The sequence below is a fragment of the Citrobacter sp. XT1-2-2 genome (genome assembly GCF_023516235.1).
Taxonomy (GTDB): Bacteria; Pseudomonadota; Gammaproteobacteria; order Enterobacterales; family Enterobacteriaceae; genus Citrobacter; species Citrobacter werkmanii.
This window is the reverse complement of record NZ_CP097324.1, coordinates 4,116,242-4,133,840: the sequence shown is the minus strand read 5'-3', so window position 1 is coordinate 4,133,840 and position 17,599 is coordinate 4,116,242. Positions and strand designations below refer to the sequence as shown.

Here is a 17,599-nt window from a genome sequence, read left to right as displayed (position 1 = left end):
TAGCTGGAATTTGGGAATTGTGGCTCTTTGTGCTAAACTGGCCCACCGAATGTATAGTACACTTCGGTTGGATAGGTAATTTGGCGAGATTATACGATGATCAAACAAAGGACTCTTAAACGTATCGTTCAGGCGACTGGCGTCGGTTTGCATACCGGCAAAAAAGTCACCCTGACATTACGCCCTGCGCCGGCCAACACCGGGGTCATCTATCGTCGCACCGACTTGAATCCTCCGGTAGATTTCCCGGCCGATGCCAAATCTGTGCGTGATACCATGCTCTGTACGTGTCTGGTCAACGAGCATGATGTACGGATTTCAACCGTTGAGCACCTTAACGCTGCTCTGGCGGGCTTAGGTATCGATAACATCGTTATTGAAGTTAACGCCCCGGAAATCCCGATTATGGATGGCAGTGCCGCTCCGTTCGTTTATCTGCTGCTTGATGCGGGTATTGAAGAACTGAGCAGCGCCAAAAAATTTGTTCGCATCAAAGAGACCGTTCGTGTCGAAGATGGCGATAAGTGGGCTGAGTTTAAGCCGTACAATGGTTTCACGTTGGATTTCACCATCGACTTTAACCATCCGGCAATCGACTCCAGCACGCAGCGCTACGCGATGAACTTCTCTGCGGATGCGTTCATGCGCCAGATCAGCCGCGCGCGTACTTTCGGCTTCATGCGTGATATCGAATATCTGCAGTCCCGCGGCCTGTGCCTGGGCGGCAGCTTCGATTGTGCCATCGTTGTTGACGATTATCGCGTATTGAACGAAGACGGCCTGCGTTTTGAAGACGAATTCGTTCGTCACAAAATGCTCGACGCGATTGGTGACTTGTTCATGTGTGGTCACAACATTATTGGTGCATTCACCGCGTATAAATCCGGTCATGCATTGAATAACAAATTGTTGCAGGCGGTCCTGGCGAAACAGGAAGCCTGGGAATATGTGACCTTCCAGGACGATGCAGAACTGCCGTTGGCGTTCAAAGCACCTTCGATCGTACTGGCATAACGACATACGCTGTCGCATAAATTCGACTGGTTAATCTGGCACTCTCTCCGGCCAGGTGAACCAGTCGTTTTTTTATTTTCCGATTGCAAACCACCTTCCCTGAAGCGACTTTCTCCCCACCGGCAGAGTAAAATAGCGTTCGATCGCTGCTTTCTTAAGCATATTTACCCGCGACTTGCGTCATTACTGCTGTGGTGCGAACGCATTAATGGTAATATTTGTGCGCAAAAAATGGTTTTGCATATGTAACCCCAAACGCAGGGTATATCAGGTGGCAATAACGTGAGTGGAATACTGACGCGCTGGCGACAGTTAGGCAGACGGTACTTCTGGCCGCATCTCCTGTTGGGGATGGTCGCGGCTAGTTTTGGCCTGCCCGCGCTCGGTAATGCTGCTGAACCTAATACTCCCGCGAAGGCGACCGCCAGCAATCACGATCAAGGCGCTAAAGTTAACTTTAACCAGCTTGCTTTGCTGGAAGCGACCAATCGCCGCCCGAATTTTACCGTCGACTACTGGCATCAGCATGCTATTCGTACGGTTATTCGCCACCTTTCTTTTGCTATGGCTCCTCAGGCGCTGCCCGTTGCCGAAGAGCCGTTGCCAATCCAGGCGCACCATCTTGCGTTATTGAATACGCTCAGCGCGATGCTGACGCAAGAAGGCAGACCGCCGGCGACCGTGAGTCGCGTGACATACTCTCATTTTACCTCTCAGGCCGCGTTTAGCGTTCCGGTCTGGATCAGCCAGCTGCAGGGTATCCGCGCTGGCCCTCAACGCCTCAGCTAAAAAAGAACCTTCCAACTTATAATTTTTGACTCCGCACCGCGGGGCGTTTGAGATTTTATTATGCTAATCAAATTATTAACAAAAGTATTCGGTAGCCGTAACGAACGTACGCTGCGTCGTATGCGTAAAGTGGTCAATGTCATCAACGCCATGGAACCGGAGATGGAAAAACTCTCCGATGATGAGCTGAAAGCAAAGACCGCGGAATTCCGCGCCCGTCTGGAAAAAGGCGCCAGCGTTGAGAGCCTGATCCCGGAAGCGTTCGCGGTGGTTCGCGAAGCGAGTAAGCGTGTGTTCGGCATGCGCCACTTCGACGTTCAGCTGCTGGGCGGTATGGTGCTTAACGATCGCTGCATCGCGGAAATGCGTACCGGTGAAGGTAAAACCCTGACCGCAACGCTGCCGGCGTACCTGAACGCGTTAAGCGGGAAAGGCGTACACGTGGTTACCGTGAACGACTACCTGGCCCAGCGTGACGCCGAAAATAACCGCCCGCTGTTTGAATTCCTCGGCATGACTGTCGGTATCAACATGTCTGGCCTGCCAGCGCCAGCTAAGCGTGAAGCTTATAATGCCGATATTACCTACGGTACCAACAACGAATACGGCTTTGACTACCTGCGTGACAACATGGCGTTTAGCCCGGAAGAGCGTGTTCAGCGTAAACTGCACTATGCGTTGGTCGATGAAGTCGACTCCATCTTGATCGATGAAGCGCGTACGCCGCTGATCATTTCCGGTCCGGCTGAAGACAGCTCGGAAATGTATAAAAAAGTGAACAAAATCATCCCGCATCTGATCCGTCAGGAGAAGGAAGATTCCGACACTTTCCAGGGTGAAGGCCACTTCTCCGTTGATGAGAAAGCGCGCCAGGTTAACCTGACCGAACGTGGTCTGGTGCTGATTGAAGAACTGCTGGTGAACGAAGGCATTATGGATGAGGGCGAGTCGCTGTACTCTCCGGGCAACATTATGCTGATGCACCACGTGACTGCCGCACTGCGCGCGCACGTGCTGTTTACCCGTGACGTCGACTACATCGTGAAAGATGGCGAAGTTATCATCGTCGACGAACACACTGGTCGTACGATGCAGGGGCGTCGCTGGTCCGATGGCCTGCACCAGGCTGTTGAAGCGAAAGAAGGCGTGGAAATCCAGAACGAAAACCAGACGCTGGCATCCATTACCTTCCAGAACTACTTCCGTTTGTACGAAAAACTGGCCGGTATGACCGGTACTGCAGACACTGAAGCGTTTGAATTCAGCTCCATCTACAAACTGGATACCGTGGTCGTTCCGACCAACCGTCCGATGATCCGTAAGGATTTACCGGATCTGGTGTACATGACCGAAGCGGAAAAAATTCAGGCGATTATTGAAGATATTAAAGAGCGTACCGCTAATGGCCAGCCGGTGCTGGTGGGTACTATCTCCATTGAAAAATCGGAAGTGGTCTCTAACGAGCTGACCAAAGCAGGCATTAAGCACAACGTGCTGAACGCCAAGTTCCACGCCAGCGAAGCGGATATCGTCGCCCAGGCGGGTTATCCGTCAGCCGTCACTATTGCGACAAACATGGCGGGTCGTGGTACCGATATCGTGCTGGGTGGTAGCTGGCAGGCGGAAGTTGCCGAGCTGCAAGACCCAACTCCGGAACAGATCGCCCAGATCAAAGCTGATTGGCAGGTTCGTCATGACGCGGTGTTAGCGGCCGGCGGTTTACATATTATCGGCACTGAGCGTCATGAATCTCGTCGTATCGATAACCAGCTGCGTGGTCGTTCCGGTCGTCAGGGGGATGCGGGTTCGTCTCGTTTCTACCTGTCGATGGAAGATGCGCTGATGCGTATTTTTGCCTCTGACCGCGTGTCCGGCATGATGCGTAAACTGGGTATGAAGCCGGGTGAAGCGATTGAACACCCATGGGTGACGAAAGCGATTGCAAACGCGCAGCGTAAAGTGGAAAGCCGCAACTTCGACATTCGTAAGCAACTGCTGGAATATGATGACGTTGCTAACGATCAGCGCCGCGCAATCTACACCCAGCGTAACGAACTGCTGGATGTCTCTGACGTTAGCGAAACCATTAACAGCATCCGCGAAGACGTCTTCAAAGCGACGATTGATGCCTATATTCCGCCGCAGTCTCTGGAAGAGATGTGGGATATTCCGGGTCTGCAGGAGCGCCTGAAAAACGACTTTGATCTGGATATGCCGATTTCAGAGTGGCTGGATAAAGAACCTGAGCTGCACGAAGAAACGCTGCGCGAACGTATTCTGGCAAACGCGGTAGAAGTTTATCAGCGTAAAGAAGAAGTTGTGGGCGCAGAGATGATGCGTCACTTCGAAAAAGGCGTGATGCTGCAAACGCTCGACTCGCTGTGGAAAGAGCACCTGGCGGCGATGGATTACCTGCGTCAGGGTATCCACCTGCGTGGTTACGCGCAAAAAGATCCGAAGCAGGAATACAAGCGTGAATCCTTCTCTATGTTTGCATCAATGCTGGAATCACTGAAGTATGAAGTGATCAGCACCCTGAGCAAAGTTCAGGTACGTATGCCAGAAGAAGTAGAAGCGATGGAGCAGCAGCGTCGTGAAGAAGCTGAGCGTTTAGCGCAGATGCAGCAGTTGAGCCATAAAGGCGACGATGCCGCCGCGGCAGAAGAGATGGCAGCACAAACCGGCGAGCGTAAAGTGGGTCGTAACGATCCGTGCCCTTGCGGTTCCGGCAAAAAATACAAACAGTGTCATGGCCGTCTGAGCTAAGAAAATAACTTATTGAAAAGGCGCAGACTTCTGCGCCTTTTTTATGGACGATGAAAATGAAAAAATTGCAGATCGCCGTCGGGATTATTCGTAACCAGCACAATGAAATTTTTATCACCCAGCGTGCGGCGGATGCCCATATGGCAAATAAGCTGGAATTCCCCGGCGGGAAAATTGAAGCGGGTGAAACGCCTGAGCAGGCGCTGATTCGCGAACTACAGGAAGAAGTTGGGATCACACCGACTCAGAATTCACTGTTCGAAAAGCTGGAGTATCAGTTTCCGGACCGGCACATTACGCTGTGGTTCTGGCTGGTGGAAAGCTGGGAAGGCGAACCGTGGGGAAAAGAGGGGCAACCGGCGCAGTGGATTGCGCAAGATGCTCTGAATGTGGAGGACTTCCCGCCCGCGAATGCCCCGGTAATTGAAAAGCTGATTGCGGGCTAAGGGTGTTCGTAGGCCTGATAAGCGCAGCGCCATCAGGCAAAACAACATACAACGCCGGATGCGGCGTTGCTTTATCCCGTTTTAGCAGAATTATTTCTGCTCTTCACTCCAGTCGTCGCTTTCCGACAGATCGCCAGAGCTGGGGATACGTTTCTCTTCTGCGGCCCACTCACCCAGATCGATTAACTGGCAGCGTTTGCTGCAGAATGGGCGAAACGGACTGACTTCAGCCCACACCACGGGTTTACCGCAGGTTGGGCAGTTGACGATGGTTTGTTCAGACATGTTGACTCCTTAACAGCACGCCAGATCAAAATCGAGACGCTCAGGCACCTGGCCATTCTCGCTATCCAGCGGCATAAAACGAATGGCAAAACGGCTCTTATGACCAGAAATTTGCGGATAAAGCTGCGAATCCAGCGGCAGCTGCAAGCGCAGCAAATCGGCATCTTCGCCGTTGTCCTGGTAAAAACCATTCAGGCTGGTTTGTTTACGAAACGGCGCCGAGTTACGAATTAAATCCAGCACCAGCGACAACGCCTGGTTGAGTGGATTCAGGCTGGCAAGCCAGGTTTCAACCTGCGCGTCGCGTTGCGGCTGTGGTAAATGTAACCAGATATGCAGGGTGGGGAGATCGAAACTGCAGCATCCGCCAGGAATGCTTAAACGCTGACGCACGAGGCCAATCAGGCGATCTTCACGCAGCGTTTGTCCAATGCGTGGGGCCGAAATCAGAATGCTGCCCGCGCTTTTTAACTGTTGGCGCAATGCGTCGATTCTGCTTTGATCGACGCCGGGAACTTCAACCCAGGCCTGGAGTTTACGCTGTTGTCGTTCAAGTTCTTTCAGGAGTTCGGTGCGAACTTCACCGCGTTCAAAGACATCCAGTAAATCGCCGATATTACGGAAAAAATGCAGTGCGCCTGCATGGTCTGCAATAGGTAAATTAACGGAGAGCTGTTGGATCAAAAACTCTATGCGCAGCCATGTACGCATCTTCTCATTGAGAGGGTGTTCAAAAAGGACCTGGGTGTGCATTACGGTTTTTCCTGTGAGACAAACTGCAACGCGCATTGCAAATAGAGCGCGTGCAGGCGGGCGACATCCGAGGCGATGGCTTCCGGTGCGCCATTATTATCAATAACATCGTCTGCCACGGCCAGACGCGCTTCACGCGTAGCCTGGGCAGCAAGAATTTTTTCAACATGCTCGCGCGTCACATCATCACGCTGCATGGTTCGTCTGAGCTGGGTCTCGGGGGTGACATCCACCACCAGCACGCGGTTGGCTTTTTTATACAGCGAATTCTCTACCAGCAACGGGACAACCCATAACAGATAGGGCGAGGTCGCTTGATCAAACTGACGCTGTGTTTCCTGCTGAATAAGCGGATGGAGCAGCGCATTTAGCCAGCTTTTTTCCTCAGGATTGGAAAAAATACGTTCGCGTAAAATGCGTCGCTGTAGCGACCCGTCCGCGGCTATCACGTCGGAACCAAAATGTTCTTCAATCGCCATGAGGGCAGGCGTACCTGGTTCAACCACCTGACGCGCAATGATATCTGCATCAATCACGTTTATTCCGAGGTCAGCGAACGCATTTGCAACGGTGCTTTTACCACTGCCAATGCCGCCGGTTAAGGCTACTGTATACCTCATAGATGCAGGTCCTGGAGTTTAAGTTTGATTATCAAACAGTTAAAAGTTAAGCGCGCGAAGGCGAGGCTGCTGCAGGATTAACCTACTATTCGCCAGGTAAATTTATGGGATTGTAGCGTAAAAAAAGAGAATTTCGCAGTCTTGCGCGGCATTGATTAGTGCGTATGATAGCGTCACTGGAGTTGTGAGTTTCGATTTTTCGCCATTAACCCCAGGAATCCGCACATGCGTATCGAAGAAGATCTGAAGTTAGGTTTCAAAGACGTTCTTATCCGCCCTAAGCGTTCTACTCTCAAAAGCCGTTCCGATGTTGAGCTGGAACGTCAATTTACCTTTAAGCATTCAGGTCAGACCTGGTCCGGCGTACCAATTATCGCTGCGAACATGGACACTGTCGGGACGTTTGCCATGGCAAAGGCGCTGGCATCCTTCGACATCCTGACCGCTGTGCACAAACACTATTCTGTTGAAGACTGGTCTGCCTTTATCGCGGATAGCTCTGCCGATATCCTCCAGCATGTGATGGTTTCCACCGGCACGTCTGACGCAGATTTCGAAAAAACCAAACAGATTCTGGCGCTCAACCCGGCGCTGAACTTTATCTGCATTGATGTGGCAAATGGCTACTCTGAGCATTTTGTTCAGTTTGTGTCAAAAGCGCGTGAAGCATGGCCGACGAAAACGATCTGTGCGGGTAATGTGGTTACCGGCGAAATGTGTGAAGAGCTGATACTTTCCGGTGCGGACATTGTCAAAGTCGGTATTGGGCCTGGTTCTGTATGCACTACGCGTGTAAAAACCGGCGTTGGCTATCCGCAGCTCTCTGCAGTGATTGAATGTGCCGACGCAGCGCATGGTCTGGGCGGTATGATTGTCAGCGACGGTGGCTGCACAATGCCGGGCGACGTGGCAAAAGCATTCGGCGGCGGCGCGGACTTCGTTATGCTCGGCGGCATGCTGGCCGGTCATGAAGAAAGTGGCGGCAAAATTGTTGAAGAGAACGGTGAGAAATTCATGCTGTTCTACGGTATGAGCTCTGAATCTGCCATGACGCGTCACGTAGGTGGTGTTGCACAGTACCGCGCTGCAGAAGGTAAAACTGTTAAGCTGCCGCTGCGTGGTCCGGTTGATAATACCGCTCGCGATATCCTCGGTGGCCTGCGTTCAGCTTGTACTTATGTAGGCGCCTCCCGTCTGAAAGAGCTAACCAAACGTACAACGTTTATTCGTGTACAGGAACAAGAAAACCGCGTTTTCAATAGCCTGTAACATGATGAAGCTGGCGTGTGGTAATGCGCCAGCTTTATCCCACGCCGCTCATTGCATCTCCCAAATGGAAAATCGGTAAATACATCGCGACAACCAGCGTACCGATGATCAAACCCGTAATGACCAGTAACGCGGGCTCAAGTAGCGCAGCCAGATTTTCCGCCTGAGACAGCGTTTTCTCCCCGTGATGGTGGGCGAGATTACGCAGCATTGCATCCAGCGAGCCGGATGCTTCCCCCGTTCTTACCAGCTGTATACATAATGGACTGAATTCACCGCAATTTTTCAGCGCCAACCAGACAGGTTTCCCGGCGCTGATATCGTGATGAACCTGCGCTAAACGTTGAGACCAGAAAGGGCTGGCAAGCGTTTCTCTAACGCTCTCAAGACCCTGTAAAAAGGGAATGCCAGCGTTTTGTGTTAACGCCAGAACGGTAAAGATCTGCGTGAGTTTTTGCCCTCTGACCATTGCTCCTGTCACCGGGAGCCCAAGCAACCATTTCTGACTCAGAATGCGCCAATACGGTTTCTGTTTGATCACGTGATATGTCATAACCGAGAGCATCGTGAATGCTACCGCCAGCCACGACCATTGGCTGCTGTAGTGGGCGATGGCAATCATCCCCCGAGTGAGCGCTGGTAGTGGGGTGTTAAACGTTTGGTAGATGGCGGCAAACTCAGGGAGCACAAACTGCAGCATCGCAAATACCACTATTACCGCCATCGTGATGATGATAATCGGATAGCGCAGGGCTTTTTTAACTTTATCAGCGAGTTGCTGCTGGTTTTTTTGCTGTCTGGCGAGTTCAAAACAGCAATCATCCAGCTTACCTGTAAGCTCTCCGGTACGAATCATCGCCTGATAAAGTGGCGGAAAAACGTGTTGCCATGTTGCGAGTGAGGTGGAGAGGGAAATGCCCTGCTCCATATCGTGAGCCAGCGTGCGCAGGAGCGCCTGCCACTGGCTGCTGGGATGCTGTTCAGCCAGCAGGGTTAGCGCTGCCGAGAGTGTTAGCCCTGCTTTCAGCAAGGTTGCCAACTGATGTATGGTTTCGGCGCTTCTTTCACGGCTCCAGTGAGAGTTTTTGACATAGATACGTTTAATACGTAACGGCGTGATATGCCGCTGCTCCAGCGCTTGTATTAGCGAGAGTCGGGTATCAGCCCATAATACTCCTTCCGACGGCTCACCTTCGTTGTTAATGCCTTGCCAGCGCCAAAGCTGTTTAGCTGACATGCGGCATGCCCAGTACGCGAATAAGTTCTTCATATGTCGTTAAGCCTTGTTCGACAGCCTGACAGCCATTCTCGAAAAGCGTACGTCCCGATAGCTGAGTAACTGACTCGACCCCGTCTGCGGATGTGCCACTGGCGATGCTCTGGCGTAATGCAGGTGTTACCGGGAGCACTTCAAACAATGCGGTACGACCATAAAAGCCGTGATAACAATGTTCGCAACCAGGCGCATGCCAACGTGGCAGTGGCATGGGCCAGATGACTTTGGGGAGCGTAATGGATGTCTCCAGGCGTTGCCGGCAATGGGGGCATAGCTTTCTGACCAGGCGCTGGGCAATGACGAGCGTCAGCGCGGAGGCGATCATCCAGCGCGCAACCCCCATTTGCTGCAGGCGTACCAGCGTTTCACTGGTGGAATTAGTATGCAGTGTTGACAGAACCAGATGACCGGTTTGTGCCGCCTTAAGCGCTATTTCAGCCGTTTCGCCATCGCGGATTTCGCCGACCATAATGATGTCGGGATCCTGGCGCAGCAGAGCGCGCAATACGCCCTGAAAAGTAAGACCTGCGCGTGGGTGAATTTGTGTTTGGTTAAGGCCTGCGATGGGGATCTCTACCGGATCCTCTACGCTACAAAGATTCACCTCTGATGTATTTCGGGTTTGTAGCGCGCTGTACAGGGTGACCGTTTTACCACTCCCGGTAGGCCCGGTAACCAGAATCAGCCCTTGAGGCTGCTGCAACGCTTGCGAAAATGCTGCCAACTGCGCGTCCTGCATACCCAGCGCGGTGATATCCAGTGTCTGATCGACCTGATGAAGTAGCCGTAGTACAACCTTTTCACCCCAGCGACAGGGCAGGGTGGAGATACGAAACGAGATGGGTTGTCCTGAAATTTCAATGGTAAATTGTCCGTCTTGTGGCAGCCGGTGTTCGGCAATATCCAGGCTGCCTAATACTTTTAATCTTGCGGTGATAGCGATGCCCATCTCAGTTGTGACTTCCGGCAAAGCGTGTAATACGCCATCCACGCGTAATCTGATCTGATAGCGATGTTCCGCTGGTTCAAAGTGAATATCAGAAGCCCGTTGCGCCAGGGAGGATTGAAACGTCTGATTCAGCAACCCAGCTGCGGTGGCGCTGCTTTCAGACACTACGACCGGTAACATTTTCTGTGGCGTATGCGTGTGGCCTTCCATTTGCTGGCGCGTCCAGCAAACAATGTCGATACGTCGGGTGGTGGCAAAATGCAGGGCGTCCAGCAGCTCATGGGACGGTGCATCCACCACGGCGATGTGCACTACTTCATTGTCTGCATCGAGTAATATTCCCTGATAACGTTGGCATAGCGCCGTGAGTTGCGTGGTATTCATCTCTTTTCCTTAGTACGTGTCGAAGCGGAAAACGTCTTCGCAAGCCTGTTGTAGGGCGCTGTCATTTGGAATGGCGCAGTTACGGCTCCAGCCGGTAATACCGTTGGCATTGTCCCAACCCGGCGTCATCGTGATGCTTAGCCCATTCAGGCTTTCCTGGCCTGTGAGGCTGACAACGCCTTTTTCAACCCTCATGCCTGAGACATAACGGGTGGTTGTGGGGGAGGGAATACCATTGGTCCCGGCATCGCAAGTCTCTGTTCCACCATGCTCCAGCGCACAGAGCTCGACCGCAGTGCGATAGGGGACAAAGGTTTGCAGCATGTCTGTCAGGGCGGCTTTGCGTAGATAGTTTTGATAAGCCGGAATGCCGATGGCGCTAAGAATGGCAATGATGCCAATGACCACCATCAGTTCGATAAGCGTGAAGCCTCGTTGTTTATCCATTGTTGATTCGCTCCTGAGTTAGCTGGCGCCACTTTGGCAAATCGAACGGATCTTAGGCGAGAGACAAAAAACAGAACGGGAAAGCGGGTTCAGAGGATTTTTACGAAATTACAGGATCAGACAATGTATTTGCGAAGGGACTCGAAGAAACTGCCGGATGACGGCGTAAATGCCTTATCCGGCTGGGGGAGGCCCGATAAGCGAAGCGCCATCGGGCCTTGCAATTAACGAAAACGCATGGAGAGATCGAGCGCGCGGACGTGCTTGGTCAGTGCGCCAACGGAGATAAAGTCCACACCGGTTTCGGCAAATTCGCGCAGCGTTTCATGGGTGACGTTACCCGAGACTTCCAGACGCGCCTGGCCGTTGGTGCGTTTTACCGCTTCGCGCATTTGCTCAGTTTCGAAGTTATCGAGCATGATGATGTCCGCCCCGGCTTTCAGTGCGTCGTCCAGTTCTTCCAGGCTTTCAACTTCAACTTCAACGGGCACATCCGGATGCAACCAGAAGGCTTTTTCAACGGCCTTACGTACCGAACCAGAAGCAATAATGTGGTTTTCTTTAATCAGGAAGGCGTCAGAAAGCCCCAGGCGATGATTCGCGCCGCCGCCGCATAACACGGCATATTTCAGGGCGGTACGCAGTCCTGGCAGCGTTTTACGTGTATCCAGTAGTTGGGTTTTTGTCCCCGCCAGCAGATCGACGTATTTACGCACCTCGCTCGCCACGCCCGAAAGCGTCTGTACAAAATTAAGCGCGGTACGTTCGCCGGTCAGCAGTACGCGGGAAGGGCCGTCCAGCTCAAACAGCGGTTGATTAGCCTTAATGCTGTCGCCATCTTCGACATGCCAGGTGATGTTGACATCATCGCCAGCCAATTGAATAAAGACCTCTTCCACCCAACGTTTCCCGCAAAAAACGCCATTTTCTCGGGTAATCACGGTGGCGTGGGAACGCATATCTTCGGGTAAAAGCTGTGCGGTGATATCGTTATTGGCATCAACTTCTCCGCCTAAATCTTCGCGCAGTGCCTGAGCTACAGCGGCAGGGATATCCAGATTTATGCGTTCCAACAGCGCGTCACGTCGGTAGTCAGGGTTATAGCGGCGAGGCGGCATGATAAAACTCCAAATTGCTAACGAATCATAAGGTAGAAACATGCTACCCTGAACCTGGTATGAGCACCACCAATAAGGAGATTCTGCATGTTGTTAGACGAGGGCTGGCTGGCAGAGGCGCGACGCGTTCCCTCTCCTCATTACGATTGCCGCCCGGATGACGAAACCCCTTCTCTGCTGGTGGTGCATAATATCAGTCTGCCGCCCGGCGAGTTTGGCGGCCCGTGGATAGACGCGTTATTTACCGGCACGATTGATCCCAAGGCCCATCCTTTTTTTGCTGAGATCGCCCATTTGCGCGTCTCAGCCCATTGTTTGATCCGCCGTGATGGTGAGATTGTGCAGTACGTCCCTTTTGATAAACGCGCCTGGCATGCTGGCGTGTCAAATTATCAGGGGCGTGAGCGCTGTAATGATTTTTCAATTGGTATTGAGCTGGAAGGAACGGATACGCTGGCCTATACCGATGCACAGTATAAGCAACTGGCCGCCGTGACGAATGCACTGATTACGCGTTATCCGGCCATTGCCAACAATATGACTGGACACTGTAATATTGCCCCCGAACGTAAGACCGATCCCGGGCCGTCTTTTGACTGGGCAAAATTTCGCGCCCTGGTCACCCCCTCGTCGCACAAGGAGATGACATGACGTTGTTTACAACATTACTGGTGTTGATTGTTGAACGCTTGTTTAAGCTGGGTGAGCACTGGCAGCTTGATCATCGGGTGGAAGCTTTTTTCCGCAGAATTAAGCACTTCTCGATGATGCGTACGGTGGGCATGACCCTGATTGCAATGGGGCTGACATTCCTGCTGCTGCGCGCGGTTCATGGGCTGCTGTTTAACGTTCCGTTGCTGGTGGCGTGGATCTTAATTGGCTTGCTGTGCATCGGCGCAGGCAAGGCGCGTCTCCACTATCATGCCTATTTGCAGGCGGCCGCTCGCGATGACGCACATGCTCGTGAGGCGATGGCCAGCGAGCTGACGCTTATACATGGGGTTCCGCCGGATTGCGATGAGCGAGAGTTCTTGCGCGAGCTGCAGAACGCGTTGTTATGGAACAACTTCCGCTTTTATCTGGCGCCGTTATTCTGGTTGATTGTCGGTGGTCCTTGGGGACCGGTGACGCTGGTTGGTTATGCCTTTTTACGCGCCTGGCAGTCCTGGCTGGCGCGCTATCAGACGCCGCATCAGCGTCTGCAATCGGGTATTGATGCGATCCTGCATGTGCTGGACTGGATCCCGGTTCGTTTGGCTGGCGTAGTCTATGCGTTGCTGGGACACGGCGAGAAAGCGTTGCCGGCCTGGTTTGCCTCACTGGCGGATCTGCATACTTCGCAATATCAGGTGTTAACGCGTCTGGCGCAGTTCTCTCTGGCGCGTGAACCGCATACTGATAAAGTCGAAACGCCAAAAGCGGCTGTTTCAATGGCGAAGAAGACCTCTTTTGTGGTGGTGGTGATTATCGCGTTGCTCACCATTTATGGCACATTAGTGTAGCGTTGTGCCGGATGGCGCTAACGCTTATCCGGCCTGGAATGGAAAACGTGTAGGCCCGGTAAGCATTAGCGCCACCGGGCAGTGCAACGGCTTAGATCGTATCAGCAGGCGGGATGCCAAAATCGGGCATCCCGTTTTCGTCCCAGCGCACCAGTTTCAGACGTGTATGGCGGTTTGGATCGTACAACGGATCGCCTTCAATCTCGGTGTAATTTCTCGCGTGGTACACCAGTACATCTTCACCATCCGGCGTTTGCGTAAAACTGTTGTGTCCCGGTCCATACTGGCGATTTTCATAGCTGGTGGTAAAGACCGGGCGCGGTGATTTATGCCAGTTCTGCGGGGTGAGCGGATCATCGTTGAGGCCAATCCACAGTAACCCCATACAGTAATTCTCATCGGTGGCGCTGGCCGAATAGCTGATAAACAGCTTGTCGCCATGCACCATGACTGCCGGACCCTCGTTGACCCAGAAACCCCGGCATTCCCAGTCATACTCAGGATGGCTGAGCATGACCGGCTCGCCTTTAATCGTCCATGGGTTTTCCAGCTCTGCGAGATAAATATTGGAATTTCCGGCGATATCTGGCGATTTCTGTGCCCACAAATACCACTGTTTCCCCTGATGATTAAAGGTGGTGGCGTCCAGGGCGAAGGTATCAAACTGCGTTTTAATCTGGCCTTTCTCTGTCCACTTGCCGGTCAACGGATCGGCGTCTGCGCACTCCAAGGCAAACATGCGGTGCTGGAACATCCCCAGCTTATCAAGCGCCTGAGTATGGGTAGCGGCAAAATAGATGTACCACTTGCCTGCCAGATGATGAAGTTCCGGCGCCCAGATGAGTTGGCTCATAGGACCATTTTCCGGCTTACGCCAGACGACAACAGGAGTGGCGGAGCGCAATCCCTCCAGAGAGTCGGCCCGACGAATCTCCAGTCGGTCATATTCTGGCACTGACGCAATGAAATAGTAGTGGCTACCGTCGCGTAAGATAAACGGATCGGCGCGTTGTTCGATAAAGGGATTTGGCCACTGTTTCATTAGGCTTTCCTTACGGGTTCAGTCGTTTTTATATCGTGGTATTCATTGAGTTCACGGTAGTTGGTACGGCGTTTTTCCAGATCGGTCTGGATTTGCTGCATAAACTCGCGGTCAACTTTTAGCAGGCGAACCACGCCTGCGGTAATCAGATAACCTACGCCAGGTATGATGGTGAACAGCAGCATAATACCGTTAATGGCGGAGTCGCTTTGCGCTTTCGCCCCTGCGTCGTAGCCGTACCAGGAGAGCAGGAAGCCTACCATCGCCCCGGCAATTGCCAGGCCCAGCTTGAGGAAAAACAGGTTACCGGAGAAACTGATCCCGGTGATGCGCTTACCGGTTTTCCACTCGCCGTAGTCATCGACATCCGCCATCAACGACCAGTGCAGCGGGGAAGGGATCTGATGCAGGACGTTGAGCAGGAAGTAGAGCACCATAATCATCATGGTGGCTTTCGGGTCGAAGAAATAAAATGCAGCGGAGAAAATCGCCAGGATGATGTTGGTCCAGAAGAACACCTTCAGTTTGCACCAGCGATCGGTTAATACCTTCGCCAGCATGCTGCCGATCATCATGCCGACGACGCCGAGGCTGATAAACAACGTGGCGAACTGCGTGCTTTGTTGCATAACCCACGTAACGTAGTACATGGTGGCGGCCATGCGAATAAAGCCCGGGCAGACGTTGCACAGGGTTAACAGCAGGATTTTTACCCACTGGTCGTTCTTCCACACGTCTTTCAGGTCGGCTTTTAAATCGTCGTTAGTCTGCACGGCGGGGCGAACGCGTTCACGGACTGATGCAAAGCAAAACAGGAACATACACATGCCGATGAAGGCGAGTACCGCCATCGCCATCTGATACCCTTTAGCTTTGTCTTCCCCGCCAAACCAGTCGGCCATCGGCAGCAGGGTAAGGGAGAGCAGCAGGGTTGCGATTCCTACCAATACAAAGCGATATGACTGGCAGGCGACGCGTTCCTTGGGATCGTTGGTGATAACGCTGCCGAGCGAGCAGTAGGGAATGTTGATCGCCGTATAGGTAATAGAGAGCAGGAAGTAGGTGACGAAGGCATAGATAACCTTGCTGTTATACGTCCACTCAGGGGTGGTAAACATAAGCACGCTGAATAATGCGTAAGGGAAAGCCATCCACAAAAGCCATGGACGAAATCGACCATATTTACTGCGTGTGCGGTCGGCCATCGCGCCCATTATAGGGTCGGTAACGGCATCGATAACGCGTACTGAGAGCAGTAATACGCCGACCAGGGCAGGCGCAAGACCAAAAATATCGGTGTAAAAATAGTTAACAAACAACATGATGGCGCCAAAGATGATGTTGCATCCGGCGTCGCCCATTCCATAGCCGATCTTTTCTTTCACCGTGAGCTTACTGGTTTCCATCAACTGCACTCCATTAATGAGATATGGAGAGAATTATTGTCTGGTACCGGTGTTTTTACGTTGCAGGATAACGCCGCTGATATGGACGAAACAGTCGTGAGTGGGAAAGTGTGAGGCAGGTAACAACCCCCACCTGGTCCAGGTGGGGGAGGGAAGTTTAATGCGCTTTAACCGCGCGGGCCGTTTTCTGCTTGCACAGATAGCCGATGCCAAGAATACCAATCCATACCGGGATTAAGTACACCGAGATCGCCATGCCCGGCGTCATCAGCATAATCACCAGCACTGCGGCCATGAACAGCAGGCATACCCAGTTACCCAGCGGGTAGAACAGCGCCGGGAAGCGGGTGGTTACGCCCTGCTGCTGTTTGGCTTTGCGGAACTTCATGTGCGCCAGGCTGATCATCGCCCAGTTGATCACCAGGGCGGAAACCACCAATGCCATCAGCAGGCCAAAGGCGGATTCCGGCGCCAGATAGTTGATCAGCACGCACAGAGCCGTTACCAGCGCGGAGACAAGAATAGTGTTCACCGGTACGCCGCGCTTGTCGACGTTCATCAGCGCTTTCGGCGCATTACCCTGCTGCGCCAGACCGAACAGCATACGACTGTTGCAGTATACGCAGCTGTTATAGACAGAAAGGGCGGCGGTCAACACCACGATGTTCAGCGCATTGGCAACAAAGGTGTCGCCCAGCTCGTGGAAAATAAGGACAAACGGGCTGGTATCAGCGGTGACGCGCGTCCACGGCATCAGGGAAAGCAGAACCGCCAGCGAACCGACATAGAAAATCAGGATACGGTAGATAACCTGGTTAGTCGCTTTGGGAATGCTTTGCTCCGGGTTATCGGCTTCAGCCGCGGTGATGCCGACCAGTTCCAGCCCACCAAAGGAGAACATGATAATCGCCATCATCATCACCAGACCGGTGAAGCCGTGCGGCAGGAATCCCCCCTGGCTCCACAAGTTGCTGACGGTGGCCTGTGGGCCGCCGTTGCCGCTAAACAGCAGCCAGCCGCCGAACAGGATCATGGCGACTACGGCGATGACTTTAATAATGGCAAACCAGAACTCCATCTCGCCAAACACCTTCACGTTGGTCAGGTTGATGGCGTTGATCAGCACGAAGAAGGCCGCCGCAGAAACCCAAGTTGGGATCTCCGGATACCAGAACTGAATGTATTTACCTACGGCAGTTAGCTCTGCCATGGCAACCAAAACGTACAGTACCCAATAGTTCCAGCCGGAAGAGAAACCCGCGAAACCGCCCCAGTATTTATAGGCAAAGTGGCTAAAGGAGCCTGCAACCGGCTCTTCAACGACCATTTCACCGAGCTGGCGCATGATCAAAAAGGCGATAAAGCCGGCAATAGCGTAACCCAGGATAATCCCCGGTCCTGCAGACTGGATAACGGATGCGCTACCGAGGAATAACCCGGTACCAATCGCGCCACCCAGCGCGATTAGCTGTATATGGCGGTTTTTAAGGCCGCGCTTGAGCTGATCGCCATGCGGTTGACTTTCCATCATTA

At 52.8% G+C, this 17,599-nt stretch carries 17 protein-coding genes; 7 read left to right on the top strand and 10 right to left on the bottom strand.

Features of this window, described 5'->3' with window-relative positions:
* Positions 1–96: 96 nt before the first annotated feature.
* From lpxC to mutT, 4 genes are all read left to right on the top strand, one after another.
* On the top strand, positions 97–1,014 hold the full coding sequence (gene lpxC, locus M4I31_RS19680; RefSeq protein WP_085048309.1) for a UDP-3-O-acyl-N-acetylglucosamine deacetylase: 918 nt from the start codon (positions 97–99) through the stop codon (positions 1,012–1,014).
* Positions 1,015–1,296: 282 nt separating this feature from the next.
* Positions 1,297–1,803 carry a secA translation cis-regulator SecM gene (gene secM, locus M4I31_RS19675; protein ID WP_038637228.1) on the top strand — a complete coding sequence of 169 codons (507 nt, stop codon included), beginning with the start codon at positions 1,297–1,299 and terminating at the stop codon, positions 1,801–1,803.
* A 60-nt stretch (positions 1,804–1,863) separates the two neighbouring features.
* Positions 1,864–4,569, top strand: a complete 2,706-nt coding sequence (gene secA / locus M4I31_RS19670; RefSeq protein ID WP_038637231.1) for a preprotein translocase subunit SecA — start codon at positions 1,864–1,866, stop codon at positions 4,567–4,569.
* Between the two features lie 56 nt (positions 4,570–4,625).
* Positions 4,626–5,015, top strand: a complete 390-nt coding sequence (mutT, locus tag M4I31_RS19665; protein WP_038642991.1) for an 8-oxo-dGTP diphosphatase MutT — start codon at positions 4,626–4,628, stop codon at positions 5,013–5,015.
* A 90-nt stretch (positions 5,016–5,105) separates the two neighbouring features.
* Here the strand turns inward: mutT and yacG are convergent, their stop codons facing one another.
* The 3 genes from yacG to coaE are packed head-to-tail and all read right to left on the bottom strand — an operon-like array spanning position 5,106 to position 6,673.
* On the bottom strand, positions 5,106–5,300 hold the full coding sequence (yacG, locus tag M4I31_RS19660) for a DNA gyrase inhibitor YacG (RefSeq protein WP_003018740.1): 195 nt from the start codon (positions 5,298–5,300) through the stop codon (positions 5,106–5,108).
* Positions 5,301–5,309: 9 nt separating this feature from the next.
* Positions 5,310–6,053, bottom strand: coding sequence for a cell division protein ZapD (gene zapD / locus M4I31_RS19655; protein ID WP_038637234.1), 744 nt, complete (start codon positions 6,051–6,053; stop codon positions 5,310–5,312).
* The gene (gene coaE / locus M4I31_RS19650) at positions 6,053–6,673 is read right to left on the bottom strand and encodes a dephospho-CoA kinase (RefSeq protein WP_038637237.1); all 621 of its coding nucleotides are present in this window, start codon (positions 6,671–6,673) and stop codon (positions 6,053–6,055) included. The genes zapD and coaE overlap by 1 nt, the downstream gene beginning before the upstream one ends.
* Before the next feature lie 225 nt (positions 6,674–6,898).
* On the opposite strand from coaE, the gene M4I31_RS19645 reads away from it, so the two are divergent.
* A complete protein-coding gene (locus M4I31_RS19645; protein WP_085048308.1) occupies positions 6,899–7,942 on the top strand; it encodes a GMP reductase in 1,044 nt (347 codons plus the stop codon).
* Between the two features lie 34 nt (positions 7,943–7,976).
* Here the strand turns inward: M4I31_RS19645 and hofC are convergent, their stop codons facing one another.
* The 4 genes from hofC to nadC form a co-directional block, all read right to left on the bottom strand.
* The gene (gene hofC / locus M4I31_RS19640) at positions 7,977–9,179 is read right to left on the bottom strand and encodes a protein transport protein HofC (protein ID WP_085048307.1); all 1,203 of its coding nucleotides are present in this window, start codon (positions 9,177–9,179) and stop codon (positions 7,977–7,979) included.
* Positions 9,169–10,551, bottom strand: coding sequence for a type II secretion system protein GspE (gene gspE, locus M4I31_RS19635; RefSeq protein WP_085048306.1), 1,383 nt, complete (start codon positions 10,549–10,551; stop codon positions 9,169–9,171). The genes hofC and gspE overlap by 11 nt, the downstream gene beginning before the upstream one ends.
* Before the next feature lie 9 nt (positions 10,552–10,560).
* Positions 10,561–10,998 (bottom strand): prepilin peptidase-dependent pilin, encoded by a 438-nt coding sequence (gene ppdD, locus M4I31_RS19630; protein ID WP_085048305.1) that lies wholly within the window; start codon positions 10,996–10,998, stop codon positions 10,561–10,563.
* 224 nt (positions 10,999–11,222) lie between these two features.
* Positions 11,223–12,116, bottom strand: a complete 894-nt coding sequence (gene nadC / locus M4I31_RS19625; protein WP_085048304.1) for a carboxylating nicotinate-nucleotide diphosphorylase — start codon at positions 12,114–12,116, stop codon at positions 11,223–11,225.
* Between the two features lie 87 nt (positions 12,117–12,203).
* Here nadC and ampD point away from each other — a divergent pair, with 87 nt between their 5' ends.
* Together ampD and ampE are read left to right on the top strand one after the other, a co-directional pair.
* On the top strand, positions 12,204–12,767 hold the full coding sequence (ampD, locus tag M4I31_RS19620) for a 1,6-anhydro-N-acetylmuramyl-L-alanine amidase AmpD (RefSeq protein ID WP_038637254.1): 564 nt from the start codon (positions 12,204–12,206) through the stop codon (positions 12,765–12,767).
* Positions 12,764–13,618 (top strand): beta-lactamase regulator AmpE, encoded by an 855-nt coding sequence (ampE, locus tag M4I31_RS19615; RefSeq protein ID WP_069324048.1) that lies wholly within the window; start codon positions 12,764–12,766, stop codon positions 13,616–13,618. The genes ampD and ampE overlap by 4 nt, the downstream gene beginning before the upstream one ends.
* Positions 13,619–13,709: 91 nt before the next feature.
* Here ampE and M4I31_RS19610 read toward each other — a convergent pair whose 3' ends face one another.
* From M4I31_RS19610 to aroP, 3 genes are all read right to left on the bottom strand, one after another.
* Positions 13,710–14,660 (bottom strand): family 43 glycosylhydrolase, encoded by a 951-nt coding sequence (locus M4I31_RS19610; RefSeq protein ID WP_085048303.1) that lies wholly within the window; start codon positions 14,658–14,660, stop codon positions 13,710–13,712.
* Positions 14,660–16,066 (bottom strand): glycoside-pentoside-hexuronide (GPH):cation symporter, encoded by a 1,407-nt coding sequence (locus M4I31_RS19605; protein ID WP_038637261.1) that lies wholly within the window; start codon positions 16,064–16,066, stop codon positions 14,660–14,662. The genes M4I31_RS19610 and M4I31_RS19605 overlap by 1 nt, the downstream gene beginning before the upstream one ends.
* A gap of 157 nt (positions 16,067–16,223) precedes the next feature.
* The gene (gene aroP, locus M4I31_RS19600) at positions 16,224–17,597 is read right to left on the bottom strand and encodes an aromatic amino acid transporter AroP (protein WP_087857667.1); all 1,374 of its coding nucleotides are present in this window, start codon (positions 17,595–17,597) and stop codon (positions 16,224–16,226) included.
* Between the last annotated feature and the right edge of the window lie 2 nt (positions 17,598–17,599).

Coding starts and splice junctions, on each gene's coding strand:
- lpxC (WP_085048309.1), top strand. CDS start 97: ATGATCAAACAAAGGACTCTTAAACGTATCGTTCAGGCGACTGGCGTC.
- secA (WP_038637231.1), top strand. CDS start 1,864: ATGCTAATCAAATTATTAACAAAAGTATTCGGTAGCCGTAACGAACGT.
- mutT (WP_038642991.1), top strand. CDS start 4,626: ATGAAAAAATTGCAGATCGCCGTCGGGATTATTCGTAACCAGCACAAT.
- yacG (WP_003018740.1), bottom strand. CDS start 5,300: ATGTCTGAACAAACCATCGTCAACTGCCCAACCTGCGGTAAACCCGTG.
- zapD (WP_038637234.1), bottom strand. CDS start 6,053: ATGCACACCCAGGTCCTTTTTGAACACCCTCTCAATGAGAAGATGCGT.
- coaE (WP_038637237.1), bottom strand. CDS start 6,673: ATGAGGTATACAGTAGCCTTAACCGGCGGCATTGGCAGTGGTAAAAGC.
- M4I31_RS19645 (WP_085048308.1), top strand. CDS start 6,899: ATGCGTATCGAAGAAGATCTGAAGTTAGGTTTCAAAGACGTTCTTATC.
- hofC (WP_085048307.1), bottom strand. CDS start 9,179: ATGTCAGCTAAACAGCTTTGGCGCTGGCAAGGCATTAACAACGAAGGT.
- gspE (WP_085048306.1), bottom strand. CDS start 10,551: ATGAATACCACGCAACTCACGGCGCTATGCCAACGTTATCAGGGAATA.
- ppdD (WP_085048305.1), bottom strand. CDS start 10,998: ATGGATAAACAACGAGGCTTCACGCTTATCGAACTGATGGTGGTCATT.
- nadC (WP_085048304.1), bottom strand. CDS start 12,116: ATGCCGCCTCGCCGCTATAACCCTGACTACCGACGTGACGCGCTGTTG.
- ampD (WP_038637254.1), top strand. CDS start 12,204: ATGTTGTTAGACGAGGGCTGGCTGGCAGAGGCGCGACGCGTTCCCTCT.
- ampE (WP_069324048.1), top strand. CDS start 12,764: ATGACGTTGTTTACAACATTACTGGTGTTGATTGTTGAACGCTTGTTT.
- M4I31_RS19610 (WP_085048303.1), bottom strand. CDS start 14,660: ATGAAACAGTGGCCAAATCCCTTTATCGAACAACGCGCCGATCCGTTT.
- M4I31_RS19605 (WP_038637261.1), bottom strand. CDS start 16,066: ATGGAAACCAGTAAGCTCACGGTGAAAGAAAAGATCGGCTATGGAATG.
- aroP (WP_087857667.1), bottom strand. CDS start 17,597: ATGATGGAAAGTCAACCGCATGGCGATCAGCTCAAGCGCGGCCTTAAA.